Origin of the sequence: Sporosarcina sp. P2, assembly GCF_002743255.1 — a bacterium.
GTDB lineage: Bacteria > Bacillota > Bacilli > Bacillales_A > Planococcaceae > Sporosarcina.
This window is the reverse complement of record NZ_PDYY01000015.1, coordinates 65,995-85,693: the sequence shown is the minus strand read 5'-3', so window position 1 is coordinate 85,693 and position 19,699 is coordinate 65,995. Positions and strand designations below refer to the sequence as shown.

Here is a 19,699-nt window from a genome sequence, read left to right as displayed (position 1 = left end):
CCACTAACTTAATCAGATGACGCTTTAAATTATCATCAATTCGTTTTCTCATGTGGACACACTCCATTCAGTTTGTTTGTTCTTTTAATCCAAACACGCTCATTAGATTATGTCCACTTTTTATACTACCTTCAGATACGCATGAATCATGAGCGCCTGTACGAATGTATGAGCGAAACTCGCACCGTTCTCACTCGTTCTCCGTAATGACAATGTATACTACAACGAAAAAGACCAATGGAATAAAAACTCCATCGGTCTCTTATTATTTAGTCATGATTCAACTTCACGATACTTATTCTGTATATAACGTAATCTAAACGAAAGAATCACTGCACCCACTGCCAAACCGACAATGAGGCCAACCCAGTAGCCATATGCGCCGAGTTCGCTATAGCGTGCAAGTGCGAATCCAGTAGGCAACCCAATGAGCCAGAACGACACGACGCCGACTAGGAACGTCATCGTTACGTCTTTATAACCACGCAATGCACCTTGGATCGGCGCTTGCACAGCATCCGATAACTGGAATAGTGCAGCGTAGAGGAAGAAATGCACGGCCAGTGTAATAATTGCTGTGTCCGTCGTATACATAGAAGCAATCGACTCACGAAACATCAGTAAAATGAATATGGATAAGAAACTAAATGCAACCGCGAACGCTATGCCGAGATATGTATATTCCCGTGCATCTTTAGCTTTTTTCGCACCAATCGACTGCCCGACTAATATCGTTGTACCCATTGAGACGCTCAACGGCACCATATACAGGAGAGACGTGAAATTAAGCGCAATCTGATGAGCCGAGATAACTTGTGCGGTATAGCTGCTCATCAATAATGTCACAACGGAGAAGATACTCGTCTCGACAAAAATGGATAGACCGATCGGCACACCGATAAGTAAAATTTCTTTCCATTTGCGCAAAGAGATTCTTTGCCAACTACTAAACAGCGTATATTCCTTAAAGTGGCGAGATGACCAGGCGATGAGCACCGCGATGAGGAATACGAGCCAGTACGTAAAGCCGGATGCATATCCTGCACCTGCACCACCCAGTTCGGGAAAACCGAAATTACCGAAAATCAATAGATAGTTCAATACAATATTGATCGGTGCGGATAACAGAATGATGAACATGGAGACACGGGTTGCGCCAAGTGCGTCAAAGAATGAGCGTAATACGGTATAGGCCATGAGTGGAACTAATCCGATGCTCATACCGGTCAAGTAGGCGGATGCTACTTCAATAACCGGCAAATCTAGCGGCATTCTAGTAATGGCGGGTAACACGACCCAATGGATTAATATGAAAATGATTGCCGAAAGAGCGAGAGATACGTATAATGCTTGCTGGACAGTAGGACGGACATCCTTTTTATTCTTCGCACCGATTTGCTGTGCGATAATAGGGGTAAGGCCCATCAGAATTCCAGAAAGGCCGGTATAGACCGGTATCCAGAAGGAACTGCCGATGGTCACGCCCGCTAAGTGAAACGTATCATAGCGTCCCGTCATGAGGATATCGAAGAACGACATCAAATAAAGTGCGACTTGCGTGATGACAATGGGAATCATAATCTTAATGAAAATAGATGTTTTTTGTTGCAAAGGTTTCGTTGCAGTAGTCATAGTTTTGATTTCCTCTACTAATTTTTTTCACTTTGACTATTGTAGCATGAAATATAGTAGACAACGCATAAGGAAGGATGGAATGAATGAAGCAACCGGTAGTCGTATTAACAGGTGGCGGTACAGCAGGACACGTATCCGTCAATCAGGCGTTAATTCCCGTTTTTTTGGGTAAAGGGTATAGTGTGCATTATATTGGCTCGCACGAAGGAATCGAAAAGGAACTGATCGCGGATGGCCATCCTGAAGTGGTATATCATGCAATTCAAAGTGGAAAGTTACGGCGCTATTTCTCGCTGAAGAATTTTACGGATCCATTCCGTGTGGGTGCCGGGACACTACAGGCGCTCTCTATACTTCGCAAAGTGAAACCGGAAATTATTTTCTCTAAAGGTGGGTTCGTTTCAGTGCCCGTCGTAATGGCAGCTAAGCTTGCGAACGTGCCGGTCGTCGTACATGAGTCGGACGTCACGCCAGGTCTTGCGAATAAGTTGGCATTGCCGTTTGCTTCGCAAATATTTACGGTCTTCGAACAGACGTTGCAGTACGTGCCTGCAGCGAAATCGATGTGTACGGGTCCGATCATTCGTCCCGAGCTATTTATGGGCAGTCGGCAAGAAGGCTTGCGAAAGACGGGACTGAATTCCGAAAAACCGGTATTCATTATTATGGGAGGCAGTCAAGGCTCCGCCGTGTTGAATGAAGCGGTGCGCAAGGAATTACCCGCGTTACTTGAGAAATATCAGATCATTCATTTATGTGGTAAAGGGAATGTGGTGGAAGGACTTTCAGTGGCGGGGTACGTGCAGTATGAATATGTGACCGATGCATTGCCTGATCTGCTTGCAGCTGCTGATTATGCAGTCTCGCGTGCGGGTTCAAATGCAATATTCGAATTATTGGCGATCCATAAACCGATGTTGCTTGTTCCGCTTGCAGCGTCAAAAAGCCGTGGCGATCAAATATTGAATGCGGAGTATTTCGCTTCTAAAGGGCTGGCATTGCAAATAGAAGAAGAACAATTCGAAGTGCAGTCCGTTATAGACCAATTTGATGAACTTGTGAAGGAAAAAGCTCGATTGTTGTCGAATATTGAAAAGTCGACAGAACCGAAGACACCTGAAAAGATGGCGGAATTGATTTTGTCGTTCCAAAAATGAGAATGTACGCGGAGTACTTGACTGACGTCGTTTTCTGCAATTTTCAATGGATTTCCAAGTACTTTGCAGAAAACTACGCATATTAGGATTAATCCCTTTCAGTTCTAATGTTTGCGTGCTATTATTGTATAGAAGTAGTGAAAATAAACACAACAAGCCAATAGGCAAATGTGGAGGTTATATTACATGTCGAACAATGTGGATTCCCATCGTTCCCCGTATTCTAATTTTTCGGGTCCAAACCTTGGGTATGTAATGGAAATGTACGATCTGTTTAAAACAGATCAAGACGCAGTAGATCCTGATTTAGCAGAGCTATTCAGGAATTTTGGTGCGCCTCAGATGGATGAGTCAGTTCAAGAGGCAGTCGTAGCGCAAGGTTCTCAAACGGATTTGCGTAAAGTTCTTGCCGTTTATTCTTTACTTGAAGCTATTCGTTCTTATGGGCATCTTGCAGCAGACATTTATCCATTAAACGATCGACCTAAAGATACATCCCGTCTTGAACTGTCATATCATGGATTGACAGAAAGCGATCTGGTCGGATTACCAGCAACTTTGTTCTTGAAAAATGTTCCAGCGACAGTTGAAAATGGATTAGATGCAATGAATTACTTGAAGTCCCTTTATACGGGCTCCATTGCATATGAATTTTCTCATTTGATCGATGAAACAGAGCGTAACTGGATTCAATCAAAAATTGAAAACGGTGACGTACAGTCAAAAATGCAAGGAGACGAGAAAAAACAACTTCTTAAGCGTTTGACGGAAATTGAAGGTTTCGAAAAATTCATTCACCGTACATTTGTTGGAGCAAAACGTTTCTCTATCGAAGGGGTGGATACATTAGTTGTCTTAATCGATGAATTAATGCGTCTTTCCGAAGAAGCGAAAATGGAAAAAGTGCTAATCGGCATGGCTCACCGTGGACGTCTGAATGTATTAACGCACAACTTAAATAAACCATACGAAATGATGTTTGCAGAATTCGCTGGCGTACCGGCTTCACCGTTCTTGCCAAAAGACGGATCTCTTGAAGTAACTCGCGGTTGGTTCGGCGACGTGAAATACCATATGGGCGCACTTCATAAAGGGAAATCTGGGATGAATCGCTTCCTTGCGTACAACCCGTCTCACTTAGAAGTGGTAAACCCAGTGATTACTGGTCAGACTCGTGCTGCACAGGAAAACACGGATAACCCAGGTATTCCACAACAAGATACAAATAAAGCGTACGCGATTTTAGTACACGGCGATGCTGCTTTCCCAGGACAAGGTATCGTTCCGGAATCATTCAACTACTCTCGCGTTCGCGGTTTCAGAACAGGCGGATCGGTTCACGTCATCGCCAATAACACGATTGGCTTCACGACGGAATATTATGATTCCCGTTCTACACACTATGCATCTGATCCAGCAAAAGGCTTTGAAGTGCCTGTATTCCACGTGAATGCAGATCACCCAGAAGAAGTACTAGCTGTTGCACAATTGGCATTCGAATATCGCCAGGCGTTCGGTAAAGACGTTCTAATCGACTTGATTGGTTACCGTCGTTATGGGCACAATGAAATGGATGAGCCACTAGTGACGAATCCAGTGATGTACCACGAAATCCATAAACACCCAACAGTTCGTGAAATTTACGGACAGCGTCTAGTAGAGCAAAATCTCTTGACAGACGAAGAAGTGAAGGAAATGGATAAGTCGGTAATTGCCACTATGCAAGAAGCGTACGATCACGTAAAAGAACAATCAGCAGACGCACCTGAAGTTTCTAATGAAACTCCAGAAGTAGTACTAGCCGGACTTCCACGAGACCTCGAAACAGGGGTAGCGGAAGAACGCCTTCGCCAAATGAACGATGAGCTATTGACGTATCCAGCAGAATTTACGGTCTTCAACAAATTGGATAAAATCTTGAAGCGTCGCCTAGAGCCATTTAAAGGTAAAGGGAAAATCGACTGGGCACATGCTGAGCAATTGGCATTCGGTTCAATCATTCAAGACGGTAAGCCAATCCGTATGTCTGGACAAGATATCCAACGCGGTACATTTGCACAGCGTCACTTAGTCTTACATGATGAAAAAACAGGTGAAGAACTTGTTCCATTGCATCATATTAGCGGATCTAATGCATCATTCGTGGCGTATAACAGCCCATTATCTGAAGCAGGAATCGTAGGATATGAATTCGGTTATAACTTGGAAGAAGACAAAACGATGTCGATCTGGGAAGCGCAATACGGAGACTTCTCCAACATGGCACAAGTCATGTTCGACCAGTTCGTCTCTTCAAGTTATTCGAAGTGGGGCCAGCAATCCGGCCTCGTGCTATTGTTGCCACACGCATTTGAAGGACAAGGTCCAGAACACTCCAGTTCACGTATTGAGCGTTACCTACAGCTATGTGGGGAAAACAACTGGACGGTTGCGAATATCTCCAGTGCAGCAAACTACTTCCACGTACTACGTCGTCAATCGAAGATTCTCGGCAGCGAAGCAGAACGTCCGTTAGTGATTGCTACACCTAAGTCATTACTTCGTCACCCACTCGTTGGAGCAGATGTTGAAGACTTGACGGAAGGTCACTTCAAGACTGTTCTTGAACAACCTGGCACAGGAACAAAACCTGAAAAAGTGAAAAAGATCTTGTTTGCAAGCGGGAAGATGGCAATTGACCTAGCTGAGAAGATCAAAGACGGCAAAGGATTTGACTACTTGCACGTTGTACGTGTAGAGCAGCTATATCCATTCCCATCCGACAAAATTAAAGAAATCGTTGCACGATACCCGAAAGCGAAAGATTTAGTATGGGTACAAGAAGAACCGAAGAACATGGGTACATGGTCGTTCGCTTATCCATACCTAGAAAAATTAGCTGACGGTAAGGACATTTCTTATGTAGGACGTATTAAGCGTTCAAGTCCTTCTGAAGGTGACGGTGCTTCTCATAAAAAAGAACAAAATCGTATCATTGAAGAAGCCTTGAAAAAGTGATATAACGAGTACGTAAGCTTTACCATTACATGTAAAACTACTTATACAAAGTAGCTTACCCGTTAGAAAAACGGTATACCTACGAGGAGGAATTTATTGTGGCAGAGATCAGAGTACCTGAACTAGCAGAATCAATTACAGAAGGTACAATTGCAAAATGGTTAAAACAACCCGGTGAAAACGTAGATAAAGGTGAATTCATCGTTGAATTGGAAACAGATAAAGTGAACGTCGAAGTCATTTCGGAAGAAGCAGGCGTGTTATCCGAACTATTGGCTGCAGAAGGCGACACAGTTGAAGTTGGCCAAGTAATCGCGATTGTAGGTGAAGGTTCAGGTGCGCCGGCACAACAAGCTCCACAAGCAACTGAAGCAGCACCAGCACAAAAAGAAGTAACACCAGCTCCAGCAGCGGCTGCAACGGAAGAAACTTCTTCTTCAGACCGCACTATTGCAAGCCCAGCAGCACGCAAGCTTGCTCGTGAAAAAGGTATCAATCTTGCAGACGTATCACCAGTTGATCCAATGGGTCGCGTCCGCGCGCAAGATGTATCTGCTCACAACAACGCTCCAGCACCTAAAGCTCCTGCGGCACCAGCTGCTAAAGCAGAAGCAAAGGATGACGGCCGTATTACGCGTCAGAAAATGACTCGTCGTCGTCAAACAATCGCTAAGCGTTTGCTTGAAGTAAGACAATCCACAGCAATGTTGACGACTTTCAATGAAATCGATATGTCGAAAATGATGGAACTTCGTTCACGCAAAAAAGATCAGTTCTTCGAGCAAAACGATGTACGTCTAGGCTTCATGTCATTCTTCACGAAAGCTGTCGTAGCAGCATTGAAGAAATATCCATATGTTAACTCTGAAATCGATGGCGATGAAATTCTGTTGAAGAACTACTTCGATATCGGTATCGCAGTATCTACTGACGGTGGACTAGTTGTACCAAACGTAGTCGATGCAGACCGTAAGAGCTTTGCTGAAATCGAAGCGTCTATCGGAGAACTTGCGAAAAAAGCCCGCGACAATAAGTTGACAATGGCTGATATGACAGGCGGTTCATTCACCATTACAAACGGTGGAGTATTTGGTTCACTATTGTCTACTCCAATCCTAAACGGTACACAAGTAGGAATCTTGGGTATGCATACAATTCAAAAGCGTCCAGTAGCTATTGGGGACAATATTGAAATTCGCCCAATGATGTATGTTGCACTTTCTTACGATCACCGTGTAATTGATGGTAAAGATTCAGTAGGATTCTTGAAGATGGTTAAAGAGTTGCTTGAAAACCCTGAAGACCTTCTACTAGGTTCTTAATTAACACACACCAAGTGACCCGCTAATCAGCGGGTCGCTTTTATTTAGGGAAGGAGAGATTTTATGTCATATTTACAATGGTTGGATGAACCTACGTTGAAGACGGTGACGTGTACCCATACCGATGCTGCGAAGTATTTGGTTAGTAATATGTTGACAGTGGGGAAGACCTATGAAGTGAAGAATGAAACGGAAGAGTTTATCTTTGTCGTAGACAATTCAGGCAAGGTCGGCGGATATTATAAGACGTATTTTGAGTGAATAGATAGTGAAGGGGAGACGGTTCTTAATTGAATCGTCTCTTCTTTTTATTGGAGAGTGAAGAGATGGGAAAGGCGATGGCATCGTTGATCGACGTTCCAGGCGGACGCGTTCGGGAGGGCCCGCATTGAGCCAACTAGTCACTGCGTTCCTTTAGTTGTCTCACCTGTCGGGCATGATCCTCCTCGAGTCGCCTTGCACTTACGATCAACTTTTTGTTGTGTTCTGATGTTCAATTCGTGAGGAGTTAGTGGGGGCAATCGCGGTGCCGCTCATTGATCTGTTCAAGTGCTCTTAGAACATTGTTATGTGCTCTATGACATCTCTGATCCGCTCTATTCGGGTTCCCAATCGGTCATAGCCACTGCACAAGCGATCATAGAGACCCCGCAACCGCTCACAGCCCAACATCACGCGTATCGTTTCGAACTTGCATTTACACCAACAAAAAACCGTCTCCCTTATGAGGGACGGTTTTTTGACTCTTCATATACTGCGAGTAAACGGGTCTTGAGTTCCTGTTCCATTCTCGCGATCTCGGTCTCAGCAGCTTTGCGTTTTGCGCGGCCATCTGCTTGGATCAGCAAGGTTTCTTCAATCGTTTGAATCAAGTTCTCCTGTGTCGTTTTCAATGTATCGATTTCTATAATACCTTTTTCATTCTCTCTGGCTGTTTCGATACTATTCACTTTCAACATCTCGGAATTACGAAGCAACAAATCGTTCGTTGTCTTTGTGACTAGCTTTTGTGACTCCACGGCTTTTTGCTGACGGTTTAGCGTTAGGGCAATCGCAATCTGGTTCTTCCACAGCGGGATGGCTGTCATGATGGATGCCTGGATTTTCTCAGCCAACGTTTGGTTCGTTTGTTGAATCATACGGATCTGTGGCGCACTCTGAATGGTAATTTGACGGGATAGTTGCAAGTCGTATAAACGTTTTTCTAAACGGTCCACAAATTGTGCCATGTCGTTAACTTCTTGAACCATCATTTGATCATCTGCTTGCTGTGCTTTTTTATGCAGTTCTGGAATGATTGTACTATTGATTTCATCAATCTTTAATTCTGCAGCGGCAATATAAACATTCAATGCTTGAAAGTAGGTTTTATTTTGTTCGTACAAATTGTCCAACATGCGAACGTCTTCCATTAAACCACGTTTGGAATGCTCCAGTTGAACGCTTATTTTATCGACTTGTGTGCCGAGTTTTTCGTATTTCGTCATGATTTCTTTGATCGGGCGAGTAGCCTTGTTAAATAAACGGCTTAGACCAGATTTCTTTTTATCTGATAGATCATCTGTATCGATTTCAGATAACTTGGCCATTAATTCATTCAATACATCACCGACAGGTCCGATATCTTTGCCTTGAACGTGATCCAGCATTTTGTGAGAGAAGTTGGATAGTTCATTTTGTGCATTGGCACCGTAGGAAATGACGGCCTCGTAATTACCGATAGGAATCTGTGAAGCCAATTGACGTGCTTTATTTTGTTCTTCGGGTGTTAATCGGTCAATCAATTTAGCGGGTGCCGCTGTGTCGGACAGCGAATTCTCCATTTCTTTTGGAAGCAGGCTAGCATCCATATCGAATGGATTACCAAGCAAGTCGTCCACTGATTTTTCTTGCAGTACGTTTTTATCTGTCATTAGAATGTTCCCCTTTCGATTGAAGCAACGGTTTGTCTCTTTTGAGTGTAATATCGACGTAATCAATTTCCATTCGAAGCTGTTCTAAATCAGTTGATACGGCGTTACGTAGATCTCGTTCCATTTCGAGACTCAAATCAGATAATGTTTCGCGGGTATGTTGTAATGCGACTTTGATATCTTGGTCTTTTAATGGTTGATTAACGAGTAGGCTGTATTTCGATGTTAATTCTACAACGGAATCAAGATGGGCGTAGAAAAAACTTTCAACTTGGTAAAATTTTCTCGGGTTGGACTGGACAATCTTAATGATGCGTCGGGCCATTGAAGACATATCGTATACTTGTCTGAATGCTTGGATTGAACGGACTTGTCCGTACATATTTCCGAGCTGTTTTAGCTTTCGTTTAGATTCATTCAGTTGCTGTTCAATATGTTTATATTCAGAGCGTGCCATCCCGAATTTTTTTAATGTAGAGCGTAACTGCAGTTCTTTAATGGCTACGTTGCCTCCAGCATACATTGCGATCCCGATTGCGGAGCCTATGAAAAAGTTCATGCTTGTACCGCCAATTAGGATTACCCATGTTAGGAAACTAGTCGGAGCCATTAGTGCATGTCGTGTGAAGAAGTTTTTTAAATTATTCATGATGTTTTAGGCCGCCTTCCATTCTGACTCTATATAATACTTACGGATTAACGACGAAAAGGTTTCATTTATCGTGCAGACAGTAAGGTTACTGGAGCCTACCTCAATTATAGCCGAAAATGGTCGAAAACTCATATATTACGCAACAAGAATCAATTTACTTTGATTAGCGAGTTGAATTTGCTAGAATGAATATCATTCCTGCATTGCGCAAGGTAAAGGAGTGCTTACTGAATGTATGAAGTGGTATACATGAAGGCGGACTTTGAGCCGTGGTGGATGTTTGAAGAGTGGAGGGACTACTGTGTCTCATCCAAAACATTTACGAATAAAATTGATACAGAATCATATGTTAAAGAACTGCTCGGGAAGATGGAACCGTGTTTTGAACATTATGAAATACGCAAAGGTTGCTTCCATGCATTTTGGTCCACATCTGAAAAATACTATTGCAATGGCTGTGAAGGAGATTTGCAGTTGTATCACGGAATCATTGTGTTGTTAGACGGGGAACCAAACATATCGTGAGAACATTCAGTAAATGCGATTTTTATTAATTGACAAAGAAGCCCAATATGTTATACTAAACGTAAGTAAATTAATTGAACGACCGTATGCTAAGTGATTCACCTATTACAAAAGGGATCGGCGACGTCGGCAACTTTTGTAATACGTGAATTTTTTTGTATGCTAAGGTTCGTGTATTAAAGTATTTATATTTTTTTGGAGGTAATCGAATGAAACAAGGTACAGTGAAATGGTTTAACTCAGAAAAGGGCTTCGGTTTTATCGAAGTTGACGGAGAAGAAGACATCTTTGTACACTTCTCAGCAATCCAAGGCGACGGATTCAAATCTCTTGACGAAGGTCAACAGGTTGAATTTGAAGTTGTCGAAGGAAACCGTGGTCTACAAGCAGCTAACGTTGTTAAAATCTAAACCACTAGAAAAGGCGCCCATTGCGGCGCCTTTTCGTTTGCAGTAAATTACGGTTGTGTTACCGTTTCTAGACTCGATGTAACGACAAATTCCTCTTCACCTTCCATCGACATCATCGATTCACGTTTAACTTCTCCAAAATTCTTCACGAGATAGATCCTATTCACAAAGTCTTTTCCTACTTGCTCGATCACGACCGCATCTTCAAATTGCTGATAGGGGGTTTCCACTGAAGCATTCATCTCCACAATCTTCCAGTCATCAAAAGTTGTACCTACTTCAATAGGACCTTTCAAATAGGTTCGGATGGGTTTCATGGACTCTAGCTCTTCCGTCGGTGGAACTGCTGCGTCCAATTCAATATGTTCTTCCTGCAACACTTGGATTTCATCTCCATTGAGTTTATACACTTTTTGAACGAATGCACCACCGTTGTTTTCATGAATTACGACAAAGTCTTGCGCAGGCCTTGCAACGGTGATGTCTAGCTCAGCAAATTCATTGCCGACACCTTTATAATGCGCGCTTGAACCGTCCGGGAGAAAGTAATCAAGTAAGGCTACATCGGTCAGATTCGCATCCTTGTTGTCATGTTGTTCTGACGTATCACCGTTCTTTCCTTCTTGATTTGTCTTAGCAGAGTCAGTCTTACCATCAATGGACGTAGCAGGCTTGTTTGAGCATCCGACGAGCACGAGAAGCAATGCAATCGTTAGAAACCATAGATTGCGTTTCATAATGAAAAACCTCCTTTTACTTTGTGTTATTCCCTTACTGGTGGAAGCTATTCATGTGGAATTAAAAAAGTAGGGTAAACGATACGTAAATTACTCTTATGCGTGTAGCTGAATACCCAAACATCTTGTCCATTTAATTCACTATCTAACCAGTAAATTATTTTAATAGGGATGTCTATTTTTCTTCTAACCGCTTTTTAATATTGGAAAAATCAAAACTCGAAATATACGATTTTTTTTACGAATAACCAAACAACTCCATCTATAAACATATTGAATAGTTCTAGTGAAACCTGGTTCCAAATAATCCTTCTTACTACAATAATCCTCGCATCTCATTTTTTGGTATACTATAGATAACACACGTACAGTAATTAAGGAGAGGAAGAGCAATGAAGAGTACATTTGTAATTCGTCAGAGAGCCTTTTTAAAGCTCTACATGCTAAATAAGGCAGAAGAAGGGAACTTGTATGGCTTACAAATATTAGATGACCTTTTAGATCATTTCAGAGATCTTGGTTATCGACCGACTAAGTCTGAAGTATACAAGTCTCTACATGATCTACTCAACGATGGTCTTATCGTTAGACATCCGGTCCATAAGCAGGGGACGGAGATGCAAACACTTTATATCTACCGCATAGGTGACCAGGAAAAAGTAAAAGCCTACAAAGATACGATAAAGTTCGAGATTGATCGATCGATCTCATTACTTAATAGAGCACTGCAAGACAATTATTCGCAAAAGAGAAAGTGAAAAGGCATTGACGTTGACCGTTGTTTTTACGATTCAATAGTGTACATTACATACATGTATGACTTGTTGACGTCAAACGCAAAAAACTCCCCTAGAAGCAACTTCCAGGGGAGTTTTTATATCAACTAAACATTAAGCTTTTTGACCTTTCCATTCCAAATACTCGTCATATGTCATCATCTTATCAAAGATTGTTCCATCATCATTGATTTCGATTACACGATTAGCAATTGTTTGGATGAACTGATGGTCATGAGACGTGAAGATCATCGCGCCTTTAAACGCGATCAAACCATTGTTCAATGCTTGGATAGATTCCAAGTCCAAGTGGTTTGTTGGCTCATCAAGAAGAAGAACATTTGCGCTTGTCAGCATCATTTTTGATAACATACAGCGAACTTTTTCTCCACCTGATAAGACGTTCGGCTTTTTCTTCACTTCTTCACCTGAGAACAACATACGTCCAAGGAATCCGCGCAAGAATGTTTCCGTTTCATCTTCAGGCGAGTACTGACGGAGCCAATCAACTAATGTCGGCTCAGATCCTTCGAAGTACTTCGAATTATCCATAGGGAAGTAGGCACGAGTTGTCGTCACACCCCATTTGATAGCTCCTGTATCGGGCTCTGTTTCCTCAGCTAGCATATCGAGCAAAGCAGATTTTGCAAGTGGGTTACCGATCAACACCACTTTATCCTCTTTATTCAGTGTAAAGGTGGCATCTTTGATAAACGTTTTACCATCCACCGTTTTTGTGACATCTTTAATCGTCAACACATCGTTACCGATTTCACGGCCAATTGTAAAGTTCACGAAAGGATAACGGCGTGAAGATGGTTTGATATCATCTAGTTCGATTTTTTCCAATGTCTTTTTACGGGATGTGGCTTGTTTGGATTTCGATGCGTTGGCACTGAAACGTGCGATAAACGCTTGCAATTCTTTTACTTTTTCCTCTTTTTTCTTGTTTGATTCTTGAGATAGTTTCAAAGCCAATTGACTTGACTCATACCAGAAGTCATAGTTACCCGCGTAGATCTGAATTTTACTGAAGTCGAGATCAGCGATGTGTGTACATACTTTATTCAAGAAATGACGGTCGTGGGATACAACTACGACAGTGTTCTCAAAGTTAATCAAGAATTCTTCAAGCCATTGAATAGCTTTTAGATCCAAGTTGTTTGTCGGCTCATCTAGTAGTAATACGTCAGGTTTGCCGAATAAAGCTTGTGCAAGCAATACTTTTACTTTGCTTGATCCGTCAAGCTCTGCCATCGTAACGTGATGCATACTTTCCGGAACACCAAGACCTTGAAGGAGTACAGATGCTTCAGATTCCGCTTCCCATCCGTTCATCTCAGCGAATTCACCTTCAAGTTCAGCTGCACGCATGCCGTCTTCGTCGGAGAAGTCTTCCTTCATATAAATCGCGTCTTTTTCTTTCATGACTTCATATAGCTCTTTATGCCCCATGATGACGAGATCCATCACGACGAACTCTTCATACTCGAAGTGGTTCTGCTTCAGGACAGCCAAACGTTCATCTTTTCCAAGAATAACATTACCTGTTTGAGGTTCAAGTTCACCTGATATAATTTTAAGAAATGTTGATTTACCAGCGCCATTCGCTCCAATTAATCCATAGCAATTGCCTGGATTGAACTGTATATTGACATCTTCGAATAGCTTACGGTCGCCAAAGCGAAGACTTAAATTACTAACTGCTAACATAAATAATATCCTCCTAATTTCACAATGTTCCTAGTATACATTAAAATTACGTGAAATGGAATGTTTGAACTAGTACTGTTTACAATTTCATTTTACGATATAATGACGATAGGTATTAGATAAGTATTACATGCAAAAGGAGTCTTTGTCTTGCGCTCTAAAACTACCCAAGGTCTATTATTATTAGCGATCTTTATAGTCGCGCTCAACTTACGGCCAGCGATTACGTCAATTGGACCGATGCTAGACATCATCCGTGATGATTTGTTGTTGTCGAACACCGAAGTGAGTCTCCTGACTGTTATTCCGGTTATCTGTATGGGCGTCTTCGCCATGCTGGCGCCCATACTGAATCAGGCAATCGGCTTAAACAAAACGATGTACTTGATGTTGTTGTTACTTGCTGTAGCAACTGCCATGCGTTTTTTTGTCACTTCGTTCAGTGTATTATTACTGACCGCTTTCATTGCAGGTGTGGCGATTGCTGTCATTGGACCGTTATTGTCGGCATTGATCAAGCAATACTTCCCGATGCATGTTGATGTAGTCGTTGGAATTTATTCATTCGGTATGGGAATGGGGGCAACGCTGAGCACAGGATTGACAGGTGTTTTTTACGAAAAAGCTCATTCCTATGGATTCGGACTTGCAGTTTGGGCCATAATTGCGATTTTTGGCATCATTGCGTGGGCTGTCACCGCGGCGTATCCAATCGAAGTGAAACAAGTGACAAGGCAGCCCGTGCAAAAAGGGAAGAATCCTTGGCGCAATAAACAGGCATGGAGCTTCCTGATTTTCTTTGGTTTACAGGCAGCATTATTCTTTTCCGTTTTGACGTATCTCGTTCCGATTGCAGTGTCGAACGGCATGACGCTTCTACAAGCGGGCGCATTGCTCAGTGGGATGACGATCGTGCAAATTTTTATGAATATCGGTTTTCCTCTTATTTTAGAGAAGTTGACAAGCAGAACACCGGCACTTATCGGCATTCTGTTGCTTGGTATTTTCTCGATCGGGTTAATGTGGAGTGCAGATCCATTGTGGTTTGCGATCGGCGTTTTCATCATGGGAATTCCGCTTGGTGGATTATTCCCAATCTGTTTGCTACTGCCGATGGACGCGACCGATACGGCAGAAGAAACCAATTCATGGACTGCGATGATGCAAACAGGTGGGTTCATCATCGGTGGAATCTTACCATTACTAATCGCTTTGTTATATGACTACACCGAAAATCATTACGTGACATTGTTCGTATTTCTTGTTTTATTTGTGGCTATGCTAGTGCTAGCGTTGCAAATAGGTCGATCCGCCAAGCAAAGCTCGTGACTGGACGCAACCCGTTGTGAACAGAAACGTCCTCATAACAGGATACACACGGATAATGGAGGAATGAATGCCACATGGACGAACACTTCGACGAACAACAGCCACAACGTAGAAAAAAGAAGCGTAAATTACGCGTGGGCAGAGTTTTTATGACTCTACTATTGCTTTTCACGATCACCATATCAGCGTATAGTTACTTTCAATATAAACAAGGGAAGGCCATGACGGCAGGTAGTAAGATGAATCCGGGAGAGTTTCAAGGCGATTTATTAAGTCCAGAAGATCCGACAACGGAAAATTATTTATTGCTCGGCGTCGACAATGACGGTTCCGGAAAATATCGTACGGATACGATGATGGTGCTGTCCTGGGATCAAACTGCTGGAACTGCGCATTTAATTTCATTCATGCGTGATATTTACGCACAAATTCCAGGGTACCAGTCGTACAAGCTTAATACGGCCTTCTATTTAGGTGGAGTCCAAACTGCGAAAGAAACGATTTCAGGGATGTTCAATATTCCGATCCATCACTACGCAGTCGTCGATTTCGACAATTTCGAATCAATTATGGATATTGCATTTCCAAATGGCCTTGAAATGAATGTACAGAATGAAATGTCCGAGAAAATCGGTGTTACGTTAAAACCAGGTGTACAGCGGTTAAACGGTAAAGAGCTACTCGGGTATGCACGATTTCGCGCAGATGACGAGGGCGACTTTGGTCGAGTCAATCGCCAGCAAGAAGTAATTCAGGCCATGAAAGACGAGCTGTTTAGTGTGTCAACTGTTTTGCAAGCTCCAAAACTAGCCGGTGCACTCGATAACTTTATTGAAACAGATTTAACTTCGAAAGACGAGCTGACTAAAGTGCTGACAGTTATCGCAAAACGAAAACTAGATCTGCAAACATTACGTATTCCAGTAGAGGGCAGTTATTCCTTTACTTCATATAGTCATGCAGGTTCTGTCATTGAAATTGATCTAGATAAAAATAGAGAAGCGATCCGTTCGTTTTTAACTACACCTTGACGGATCGAATAAAAGGGGAGTGAGGCGTTGAGGCAGCCACCAAAAAAGTCTTCTTTACGAGATTTCTGGTCTATTCGTTCGACATCACCCATCGTCGGATTTCTCGGTGGTCAATCTACATTGTTTGTATTGCTTTGTTTATTGTTCATTGGATTAATCATCTTGGTCTTCACTCAAGTTTCATTTATTTTCTATCCGATTCAAGTATTTTTCTCAACTGTCGTTTTACCGGTCGTACTTGCGACGATTTTATACTATTTAATGCGCCCGATCCTTCGCTTTTTGGAAGAACGTTTGCGCATACCACGCGTCTATGGCATTTTAATCATCTTGCTGGCCGCCGCAGGTTTATTGACACTAGTTATTTTCTTAGTGTTACCGTTCCTTCGTTTGCAGACGATCAATTTATTCGAGGAATTTCCAACGTATTTCAAACAGTTGATCTTAGATACGGACCACTTTTTACGGAACTCCATTTTCGGCTCGGTCTATCAAGGGTTCAACTTTAATGTCAATACGTTCCTCGATTCTGGCTTTGAGAGCATCGGGAAGTTCTTCACAGAGACGATAGGCGGTATCGCATCCGGCGTAACATCATTCGTTTCCGCGCTTACTGGAATCATCTTGAGCATCGTCACTGTGCCGCTCATTCTGTTTTATTTACTGAAGGATGGCGAGAAGTTACCACAGATGATTTTGCGAATGTTGCCTCCACGTTTGCGTGACGATGCATCGATTATATTCCGTGATGCGGATAGACAAATCAGCGCGTATATTCAAGGGCAGATTTTAGTTGCGATTGCGATTGGGATCATGGTATCGATTGGCTTCCTGATCATTAAAATGAAGTATGCGTTGCTACTTGGGGTACTTGCGATGTTCACGAGTATCGTGCCGTATCTTGGGCCGGTGATTGCGATCACGCCTGCCGCTATTATTGCGATGGTCACGTCGCCATTCATGCTTGTGAAGCTCGCGATTGTGTGGACAATTGTGCAAGTGATCGAAGGCAAATTTATTTCGCCTCAGATCATGGGGAAATCACTGCATATTCATCCGATCACGATTATCTTTGTCTTACTGACGGCAGGCTCGCTGTTCGGCGTCGCTGGAGTGATTCTCGGGATTCCGGCATATGCGCTGCTGAAAGTGGTAGCCACTCATGTGTTTTATTTGTTCACGTTGAGATATAACCGCTTTGAGACGCAAGAAGAATTGTATTATGAAACAGATTCGATTGAAGAGTACTATGAGAACGATAAAAAGTAACCCGCCTTAATGAAGGTGGGTTACTTTTTTTATGGAGTCGTTTAGGAGTGTGGATAGGTGAATAGTCTGGGATTTCATTGAAATTAATACCGGATGTAGTGATACGCGAGATTTTTAAGTTCAAAACGTAGAAACTTGGAGGCCTATGAGCGGATATAGGTCTTGATAGAGCGCTTGCTGAAAAGTATGAGCGGTTACGGACCGTGATAGAGCGTTTGGTGATGACCATAGAGCGGATAGGCATGAACTATGAGCGCCTATACGAATTAATGAGCGAAACTCGCACTGTCCCACTTTTCCTATACCGTTTCGTACAAAATAGTCCCAGTCTTCGTCAAGTCATAGCCACCAATCGCAGCCAGTTTTTCTTTGAACGAGGCCGAGTTCAGTGTTTCCACTATGAGCTGGCGCAACTTTTCATTTTCAGGCGTTTTGATCAACACTAAGTCATACTGCTCTTGAATCAATGGAATGAAGTCAACGTTGATTAATCGGGCGGTTTTTTCGATTCCAACTCCTACATCTGCTTGACCAAATGCGATGCGTGTCGCTACGGCCATATGATTTAGTTCCTCGTCGTCATAACCGATGATAGAACAAGTGGTGATTCCTGCGAGACGTAGTTGCTCATCCAGCAAAACTCGAGCCCCTGAGCCTTTCTCACGGTTTACAAGGCGGACACCTGACTGTCCAAGGTCTGACCAATCCTGTAGATTCTTCGGGTTATCTTTTTGTACATACAGCCCAGCCTTCCTACCGAGCAAGTTGATTACCATATAAGAGCGTCCAGTAAGTAGACGTTTAATATATGGCACATTATATTCACCAGTTTCTCCGTCAAATAAATGAGTACTGACAATGTCGGCTTGTCCTTGATACATCTTGATCAAACTGTTCAAGCTGCCAGAGAAGGAGCGCAGTGGTCGAAAGAGTCCGGATTCTTCTATGTGACTGGCCAGGATGTCTAAGCTCAAATCCTGTCCACTAATGATGATTTGCTTGTCAGTTACAGATTCTGGCGCAATGGCTTGTGGAATCATCGACTTCGAAGACACCGGCGTCGATTCACCGCCGCTTTTCAGTCGTTCTTTATACGCTGTCAAATCTACCGCATCCACACGCATTTGACGTCCCACGCGATAGGCCCGAATTTCTCCTTTTTTAATAATATCATACACTGTTAATTTCGAAACTTTCAATAATTGGGCGATTTCATCGGTGGTATAGGAAATATCATGTTCTAGATTTGTCATGTCTCAACCCTCCAACAATAGTACATCTATCTTCCAACATCTCATCCCCAATTGCAAAATTGACAAGTTTTACAATGCATACTATGATAATTTTAAACATAATTAGTTATGTTTAGGTATATCTAGTTATACTTTATAAAGCAGCAGGGGGTAGTATATAATGAGACGATTCTTACTTTCTACATTGTCTATTCTACTCACGATATTTCTGATAGGATGTTCAAATGCGAATGAAACTGAAAAAGCAGGCGCTGTAGATCAGGAAAACCCCGAAGTTGAACTAGTAGTTTCTGCTGCGGCAAGCTTGACAGATGCCTTGGTAGAGTTAAAAGGGCCTTTTGAAGAAGCGCATGAAGGTATTACCGTAACATACAATTTTGGAAGCTCAGGAAAATTAGCAACGACTATTGAAAATGGTGCCCCGTCTGACGTATTCTTGTCTGCCAGTTCAAAAGATATGAACGACATGGCAGATAAAGATTTAATACTCAATGAGTCAAGAAAAAATTTCGCGAAAAATGCACTCGTATTAATTACACAAAAAGATTCCGATAGTGCGATTTCTTCATTTGAAGACTTGAATACAGCGACCCTTGATCATGTCGCAGTGGGCGAGCCAGGATCGGTTCCGGTTGGTCGCTATACGAAAGAAACATTTGATAGCTTGGATCTATGGGAACCTTTGGAGGACAAATTAGTTCTTGGCTCAGACGTACGGCAAGTGCTGACACATGTGGAAATGGGTAACGCAGATTATGGTGTCGTGTATTCAAGTGATGCATTCGTTTCAAATGATGTGAAAGTATTGGCAGAAGCTGAAGCCGACTGGCATGAGCCGATTGTATACCCTGGTGCTGTCGTTGCTGAATCTAAATATCAGGAAGCCGCGCAGCAATTCCTTGATTATTTGACTGGTGACGTAGGAAAAGAAACGTTGCAGAAGTTCGGATTTAAGTAAATGAAAGGAGGGGAGAAGTGTG

General features: G+C 42.5%; 17 protein-coding genes. 11 read left to right on the top strand and 6 right to left on the bottom strand.

The window, feature by feature from the left end; genetic code table 11:
* Positions 1 to 273: 273 nt before the first annotated feature.
* Positions 274 to 1,632, bottom strand: coding sequence for an MATE family efflux transporter (locus tag CSV67_RS14630; RefSeq protein WP_099632340.1), 1,359 nt, complete (start codon positions 1,630 to 1,632; stop codon positions 274 to 276).
* Positions 1,633 to 1,718: 86 nt separating this feature from the next.
* Here CSV67_RS14630 and CSV67_RS14625 point away from each other — a divergent pair, with 86 nt between their 5' ends.
* The 4 genes from CSV67_RS14625 to CSV67_RS14610 all read left to right on the top strand — a co-directional run bounded on the left by CSV67_RS14625 (position 1,719) and on the right by CSV67_RS14610 (position 7,372).
* The gene (locus CSV67_RS14625; RefSeq protein WP_099632339.1) at positions 1,719 to 2,792 is read left to right on the top strand and encodes an undecaprenyldiphospho-muramoylpentapeptide beta-N-acetylglucosaminyltransferase; all 1,074 of its coding nucleotides are present in this window, start codon (positions 1,719 to 1,721) and stop codon (positions 2,790 to 2,792) included.
* Positions 2,793 to 2,978: 186 nt separating this feature from the next.
* On the top strand, positions 2,979 to 5,789 hold the full coding sequence (locus tag CSV67_RS14620; RefSeq protein WP_099632338.1) for a 2-oxoglutarate dehydrogenase E1 component: 2,811 nt from the start codon (positions 2,979 to 2,981) through the stop codon (positions 5,787 to 5,789).
* A 98-nt stretch (positions 5,790 to 5,887) separates the two neighbouring features.
* Positions 5,888 to 7,111 carry a 2-oxoglutarate dehydrogenase complex dihydrolipoyllysine-residue succinyltransferase gene (gene odhB / locus CSV67_RS14615; RefSeq protein ID WP_099632337.1) on the top strand — a complete coding sequence of 408 codons (1,224 nt, stop codon included), beginning with the start codon at positions 5,888 to 5,890 and terminating at the stop codon, positions 7,109 to 7,111.
* A gap of 63 nt (positions 7,112 to 7,174) precedes the next feature.
* Positions 7,175 to 7,372: a DUF6501 family protein gene (locus CSV67_RS14610; protein ID WP_099632336.1), complete on the top strand. Its 198-nt coding sequence runs from the start codon at positions 7,175 to 7,177 to the stop codon at positions 7,370 to 7,372.
* A gap of 461 nt (positions 7,373 to 7,833) precedes the next feature.
* Here the strand turns inward: CSV67_RS14610 and CSV67_RS14605 are convergent, their stop codons facing one another.
* Positions 7,834 to 9,087 carry a toxic anion resistance protein gene (locus CSV67_RS14605; RefSeq protein WP_369803191.1) on the bottom strand — a complete coding sequence of 418 codons (1,254 nt, stop codon included), beginning with the start codon at positions 9,085 to 9,087 and terminating at the stop codon, positions 7,834 to 7,836.
* Complete coding sequence (locus CSV67_RS14600) at positions 9,014 to 9,673, bottom strand: 5-bromo-4-chloroindolyl phosphate hydrolysis family protein (RefSeq protein ID WP_099632334.1); 660 nt, start codon at positions 9,671 to 9,673, stop codon at positions 9,014 to 9,016. The genes CSV67_RS14605 and CSV67_RS14600 overlap by 74 nt, the downstream gene beginning before the upstream one ends.
* Positions 9,674 to 9,907: 234 nt before the next feature.
* Between CSV67_RS14600 and CSV67_RS14595 the strand changes: the two genes are divergently transcribed.
* Complete coding sequence (locus tag CSV67_RS14595) at positions 9,908 to 10,201, top strand: DUF1033 family protein (protein WP_099632333.1); 294 nt, start codon at positions 9,908 to 9,910, stop codon at positions 10,199 to 10,201.
* Between the two features lie 209 nt (positions 10,202 to 10,410).
* A complete protein-coding gene (locus CSV67_RS14590; protein ID WP_085130730.1) occupies positions 10,411 to 10,611 on the top strand; it encodes a cold-shock protein in 201 nt (66 codons plus the stop codon).
* Between the two features lie 47 nt (positions 10,612 to 10,658).
* Here the strand turns inward: CSV67_RS14590 and CSV67_RS14585 are convergent, their stop codons facing one another.
* A complete protein-coding gene (locus CSV67_RS14585) occupies positions 10,659 to 11,348 on the bottom strand; it encodes a hypothetical protein (RefSeq protein ID WP_099632332.1) in 690 nt (229 codons plus the stop codon).
* Positions 11,349 to 11,740: 392 nt separating this feature from the next.
* Here CSV67_RS14585 and CSV67_RS14580 point away from each other — a divergent pair, with 392 nt between their 5' ends.
* The gene (locus CSV67_RS14580) at positions 11,741 to 12,106 is read left to right on the top strand and encodes a helix-turn-helix domain-containing protein (RefSeq protein ID WP_099632331.1); all 366 of its coding nucleotides are present in this window, start codon (positions 11,741 to 11,743) and stop codon (positions 12,104 to 12,106) included.
* A 132-nt stretch (positions 12,107 to 12,238) separates the two neighbouring features.
* Here CSV67_RS14580 and CSV67_RS14575 read toward each other — a convergent pair whose 3' ends face one another.
* Positions 12,239 to 13,837: an ABC-F family ATP-binding cassette domain-containing protein gene (locus CSV67_RS14575; protein WP_099632330.1), complete on the bottom strand. Its 1,599-nt coding sequence runs from the start codon at positions 13,835 to 13,837 to the stop codon at positions 12,239 to 12,241.
* A gap of 150 nt (positions 13,838 to 13,987) precedes the next feature.
* Between CSV67_RS14575 and CSV67_RS14570 the strand changes: the two genes are divergently transcribed.
* The 3 genes from CSV67_RS14570 (at position 13,988) to CSV67_RS14560 (ending at position 17,466) form a co-directional block, all read left to right on the top strand.
* Entirely contained in the window at positions 13,988 to 15,166 is a 1,179-nt protein-coding gene (locus CSV67_RS14570) for an MFS transporter (RefSeq protein ID WP_099632329.1), read from the top strand.
* Between the two features lie 74 nt (positions 15,167 to 15,240).
* Complete coding sequence (locus CSV67_RS14565; protein ID WP_099632328.1) at positions 15,241 to 16,197, top strand: LCP family protein; 957 nt, start codon at positions 15,241 to 15,243, stop codon at positions 16,195 to 16,197.
* 27 nt (positions 16,198 to 16,224) lie between these two features.
* Positions 16,225 to 17,466, top strand: coding sequence for an AI-2E family transporter (locus tag CSV67_RS14560; RefSeq protein WP_099632327.1), 1,242 nt, complete (start codon positions 16,225 to 16,227; stop codon positions 17,464 to 17,466).
* Between the two features lie 299 nt (positions 17,467 to 17,765).
* Here the strand turns inward: CSV67_RS14560 and CSV67_RS14555 are convergent, their stop codons facing one another.
* Complete coding sequence (locus tag CSV67_RS14555; protein WP_099632326.1) at positions 17,766 to 18,719, bottom strand: substrate-binding domain-containing protein; 954 nt, start codon at positions 18,717 to 18,719, stop codon at positions 17,766 to 17,768.
* A 160-nt stretch (positions 18,720 to 18,879) separates the two neighbouring features.
* Here CSV67_RS14555 and modA point away from each other — a divergent pair, with 160 nt between their 5' ends.
* Complete coding sequence (gene modA, locus CSV67_RS14550) at positions 18,880 to 19,677, top strand: molybdate ABC transporter substrate-binding protein (protein ID WP_099632325.1); 798 nt, start codon at positions 18,880 to 18,882, stop codon at positions 19,675 to 19,677.
* The last annotated feature ends 22 nt before the right edge of the window (positions 19,678 to 19,699 follow it).